The sequence below is a fragment of the Microbacterium sp. Leaf351 genome, assembly GCF_001423825.1.
GTDB lineage: Bacteria > Actinomycetota > Actinomycetes > Actinomycetales > Microbacteriaceae > Microbacterium > Microbacterium ginsengisoli.
In genome coordinates, this window is the sequence record NZ_LMPK01000007.1 from 54,673 (window position 1) to 59,410 (window position 4,738).

Annotated in this window: 3 protein-coding genes and 1 pseudogene; all 4 read right to left on the minus strand. The window is 72.5% G+C overall.

Going from position 1 to position 4,738, the window contains the following annotated elements; all coding sequences use genetic code 11:
- Positions 1-111 precede the first annotated feature (111 nt).
- Positions 112-1,278 carry an LLM class flavin-dependent oxidoreductase gene (locus ASG00_RS02790; protein WP_082483019.1) on the minus strand — a complete coding sequence of 389 codons (1,167 nt, stop codon included), beginning with the start codon at positions 1,276-1,278 and terminating at the stop codon, positions 112-114.
- The gene (locus ASG00_RS02795) at positions 1,275-2,186 is read right to left on the minus strand and encodes a DUF1684 domain-containing protein (RefSeq protein WP_082483020.1); all 912 of its coding nucleotides are present in this window, start codon (positions 2,184-2,186) and stop codon (positions 1,275-1,277) included. The genes ASG00_RS02790 and ASG00_RS02795 overlap by 4 nt, the downstream gene beginning before the upstream one ends.
- A 28-nt stretch (positions 2,187-2,214) precedes the next feature.
- Positions 2,215-3,585, minus strand: a pseudogene (locus tag ASG00_RS02800) (NtaA/DmoA family FMN-dependent monooxygenase).
- On the minus strand, positions 3,582-4,738 hold a 1,157-nt coding region (locus ASG00_RS02805), incomplete at its 5' end, for an LLM class flavin-dependent oxidoreductase (protein ID WP_056206710.1). The pseudogene ASG00_RS02800 and the gene ASG00_RS02805, both read right to left, overlap by 4 nt.

Here is a 4,738-nt window from a genome sequence, read left to right on the forward strand (position 1 = left end):
GCCAATCAACAGGGGTGATCGTCCAGGTCTGCGGTGCGCTCACCCGGACAGTCTGCCCGGCCCCGTACTCCTGACCTGGCGTGAGGGCAACGGTGGGTAACAGCGCCGGGGTCACAGGGTCGCCCCGGCGGTCGACGGCGCAGCACTCGCCGTCGCACCCACCGCCGGGACGACCTCTCCCGGCGTGCCCCATGCCGGGTTCTCCGGGACCGTCGCCCGACCCGCCCCGGGGTCGTCGTCGGTCCAGAGGTGTGTGGGGAACGAGCGGCGAAGCGCCGGGGCGACCTCGAGCGCGAATCGTTCCAGGATCTCCAGTTGCTGGGGGAAGGGGAGCGTCGTCGGCAGACTGATGGACTGCAGCGAGTGCCCGAGCCGGTCGTGGAAGCGTGCGATCTTGTCGATCACGTCGGCGGCCGTGCCGACGAGGGCGGGACCCTCGGCGACCGCGTGACGGATGTCGCGGAACGGGGTGTTGTTGCCGGGCACGTTGGTGGCCTGCACGATCGCCTCGTAGACGGGCCCGTACTGGGCGATCGCCTCCTCGCGGGTGTCGGCGATGAACAGCGCCCCGGCGCCGGCACCGACGAACGCGGTGCGCGGGTCGTGGCCGTGGCGGGCGTGTTCGCTGCGGTAGTGGTCGACGAGCACGCCGTAGTTCTCGAGCGGCTGGATGGCGTTGGCGCTGAACAGCGGGTCGCCGTGACGCGCCGCGAGGGAGGCGGAGAAGAGAGTGGTCGCCGACCCGTGCCATACCCTCGGTCGGCCGCCGTACGGTCGCGGCAGGGTCGTGACGTCGTTCAGCGGGCGTGTGAACGGCCCGCCGGGCCAGGTCACCGACTCCTGCTCCCAGAGCACGCGCAGCAGGGCGTACTTCTCCTCGAGCAGCTCCCACTGGTCGTCGAGCTCGAGGCCGAACAGCGGGAACTGGGCGGCTTCGTTGCCCTTGCCGATCACGAGGTCGAGTCGGCCTCGCGACAGCTGATCGATGGTCGCGTAGTCCTCGGCGACCCGCACCGGGTCGAGCACCGACAGCACGGTGACCCCGGTTGTGAGCCGCACGGTGCGGGTCGCCTGCGCGATCGCGGCGAGAACGACCGTCGGTGACGACGACAGGAACGGGCCCGCGTGCCGCTCGCCCACGCCGACGGCGTCGTAGCCGAGCTCCTCCGCCCGTACCGCGGCGATCACCGTCTGCTCGAGCCGTTCGGCCGGTGACACCTGGTGCCCCGACAGGGGGTCGGCGCGGTAGGGGATGATGTCGAGCAGCTGGGTTCTCATCGCGCGACCTCAGCAGGCGCAACCTCAGCAGGCGAGGCCTCGACGGGCGTGGCCTCGACGGGGGCGAGCTCGAGGCCGTGGGCGGTCACGTGACCGACCACGCGGGCCAGCGGCGTCTTCTCGCCGCCCTCGATGCCGACCGGCAGCCGGTTGCCGGTCGGTGGCAGCGGGCAGGTCGCGAAGTCGGTGTACGCGCACGGCAGGTTGACGGCCCGGTTGAAGTCGATCACCGTGCGGCCGTCGGCGTCGGGCGGGGGAACGGCGAGCGAGCGGCTCGCAGCGTACGTGGTGAGTCCGCTCGTTGCGTCGGTGAACAGCACGAGCAGGTCGTCGGTGCGTCCCGGGAACGCGATCAGCCGGAACTCCTCACCGCGCAGCGAGAACACCAGCTCGCCCGGGGCGTCGTACACGTGCTGGATGCCGTCGACGGCGGCATCGACCGTGATGGGCCGCGGTGCGTCGTACGCCTCGAAGCGGGCCTCCGCGCGCCAGCGCGTGTTCGGCACGTAGGTGGGGGTGCCGTGGTACCCGGCGAGGTAGGCCGCGTCGCGTCGACGAGGTCGAAGGATGTCGCGTCCCCCGCGCCGAGCGACCTCGATCACCCCGTCGGCGAAGCCGACGACGACCGAGGCCCGCTCGGCGATGGGCGCGAACCGGTGCCCGCCGGTGACCTCGCGCCCATCCACCGTGACGCTCTCGCCGGCGGCGAGGCGCACCTCGACCCCGTCAGGACCGGTCGTCCACGCCCCCGGCGCCCCCGCGGGCTGCACCGGCGTCTCGTCGAGCCAGTACAGGCCCGTCACGGCGAGGAACCCATCGTCGCTCGCGCGGCGTTCTTCGTGCGCACGATGCCAGCTCTCCCATTCCAGGGCGAAGGCGGCGCGGTCGAGGGCAGGGGCGGCGGTCATGAGAGTCCTTCGGGTGGAGGAGGTGGGGTCAGGCGACGGCGCTGCGCTCAGCGGCGCGGACGGGGACGGGCAGGCCGAGGTTGTCGCGCAGGGTGGTGCCCTCGTACTCCGTGCGCAGCGCGCCGCGCTCCTGCAGGATCGGCACGACGCGGTCGACGAACTCGTCGAGACCGGTCGGGGTGAGGTGCGAGCCGAGAACGACGCCGTCGGCGCCGCCGCCATCGACAAGCGCGAGCAGCTGGTCGGCGACCCGGTCGGGGGTGCCGGCGAAGGTCTCCACCCGCGACACCTCGCGGGCGAGGCCCCGCAGGGTGAGCGAGCGCTCCTCCGCAAGGGCTCGCCAGGTGCGCACCGTCTCGAAACGGTCCTGATAGAGGAATGCGCGACCCTGGATGAAGGTCGGCGCATCGGGATCCGGGTCGATGTCGGGCACCGGCCCGTCGATGTCGTAGTCGGAGAGATCCCGGTTCCACACCTGTTCGAAGATCACCCGGATGGTCCGTCCGGTGAGCTGCTGCTCGCGGATGTGAGCCGCCTTCTCCCGCGCCTGCGTCTCGGTGTCGGCGATCACGAACTCCGCTCCGGGCAGGATCTTCACGTCTCGAGGGTCGCGGCCGGCGCGGGCGGCACGCGCGCGGATGTCGGCGGCGAACGGCTGCGCCTCGGCGAGCCGGGAGAACGGCGAGAAGATCGCGTAGGCGTTGGCGGCGGCGAAGTCGCGGCCCTGCGGGGACACGCCCGCCTGCACCAGCACCGGCCGGCCCTGAGGGCTGCGCGGCACGGTGAAGCGCCCGCGAATGTCGAACTGGTTGCCGGTGACGTCGAACTCGCCCGCGCGGGCGTCGGCGAGGAACCGGCCCGCCCCCTTGTCGGCGACGATGGCGTGCTCTCCCTACGAGTCCCACAGGGCCCGCACCGCCGCCACGAATTCCTCGGCCCGCTCGTAGCGCTGGGCGTGCGGGAGGAACCCGCCGCGGCGGAAGTTCGCCCCCGTGAACGCGTCGAACGATGTCACGACGTTCCAGCCGGCGCGTCCGCCGGAGAGATGGTCGAGCGTGGCCACCTGCCGGGCGAGCTCGTACGGCTCGTTGAAGGTCGCGTTGAGCGTGCCGATGAGGCCGATGTGCTCGGTGACCGCGGCGAGCGCGGCCAGCACCGGCAGCGTGTCGGGGCGACCGGCGATGTCGTGGTCGAAGATGCGGCCGTCGCGCTCGCGCAGGGCGAGTCCCTCGGCGAGGAAGAAGTAGTCGAACCGGCCGCGCTCGGCCGTCTGCGCGACGTGACGGAACGACGAGAAGGCGATCTGGCTGCCGGCGTCGGGGTGCTCCCAGAGGGTCTGCTCGTTCACGCCGCCGACGTAGGCGGCGAGGATGATCGGGGTGCGCGTGGGGGTGGTCATCGGTCTGCTCCCGTCAGCGAGGGGGTGGCGTAGCGGCTGGGGACGGATGCCTCCAGCCCGAACCGTGCGCGCAGGGCCACGGCCTGGTCGTCGGCGGGGACGAGCACACCGCGAGCCGCGAGCAGCGGGACGAGGTCGGTGCCGATACGGGCCAGGTCGTCGGTGAGCACGGCGGGGCGCAGGCGCACGCCGTCGTAGCCGAGCTCGGCGAGCTGAGCGACGAGGTCGGCGATCTCGTCGGCGGAGCCGGCGACGATGCGGGTGTCGGAGGTCAGCGGGCGGCCCGCGGCATCCAGTCTCTCCAGACGTGCCGCGGCCGTCTCGTCGGGGCCGTCGAGCAGCACGAGGATGTCGGCGACGACCCGCAGCGGCTCGCCGACCCGCTCGACCTGTGCGGCCGCGTCGGCGACCTCGTCGAGGATGCGGCGGGCGTGGTCGAGGTCGGCGGGCGTGACGAACACGACGTCCGCGGATCCGGCGGCGAACCGGTAGGGAACGGCGGCGTGGGCGAGGGCCGCGACGACCGGCTGCCCCTGCGGCGAGCGCGGCGTGATCGATGGGCCGCGCACGCTCAGGCGCTCGCCGACGTAGTCGATGGTGTGCACCTTGTCGGCGTCGAGGAAGCGGTCGGTCGCGGCATCCCGGATCTCGGCGTCGTCCTCCCAGCTGTCCCAGAGGCGGCGCACGACCTCGACGGATTCGCCCGCGTCGCCGAAGATGTCGACGATGAAGGCCTCGACCTCGGGCGAGTGCAGCCCGCCCTCGAGCGACGGCACGGAGCGGCGGCCGACGTGCGCGGCCTCGTCGGGGCGTCCCGACACCTTCGGCTGCCAGCCGGCGCGGCCATCGCTGATGTGGTCGAGGGTGGCGACGGCCTTCGAGACGTGGAACGGCTCGGTGTAGGTGGTCGTCACCGTCGGGATGAGTCCGATGGTGCGGGTGAGCGGGGCCACGCGCGAGGCGATCAGGAGGGCGTCGAGACGACCGCGCACCTCGTCGGTGCGCTCGTCCGGCACGTTGTACTGCGCCGACTGCAGCGCCAGCGAGTCCTCGATCGTCACGTAGTGGATGCCGCCGGCTTCGGCGGTGCGCACGAGGTCGACCCAGTAGTCGGGGGTGAACAGCTCGTCGGGGCGTGCGCTCGGCTCGCGCC

Bases quoted from the DNA above. Each gene is read 5' to 3' on its own strand.
- ASG00_RS02790 (WP_082483019.1), bottom strand. From the start codon at position 1,278: ATGAGAACCCAGCTGCTCGACATCATCCCCTACCGCGCCGACCCCCTG.
- ASG00_RS02795 (WP_082483020.1), bottom strand. From the start codon at position 2,186: ATGACCGCCGCCCCTGCCCTCGACCGCGCCGCCTTCGCCCTGGAATGG.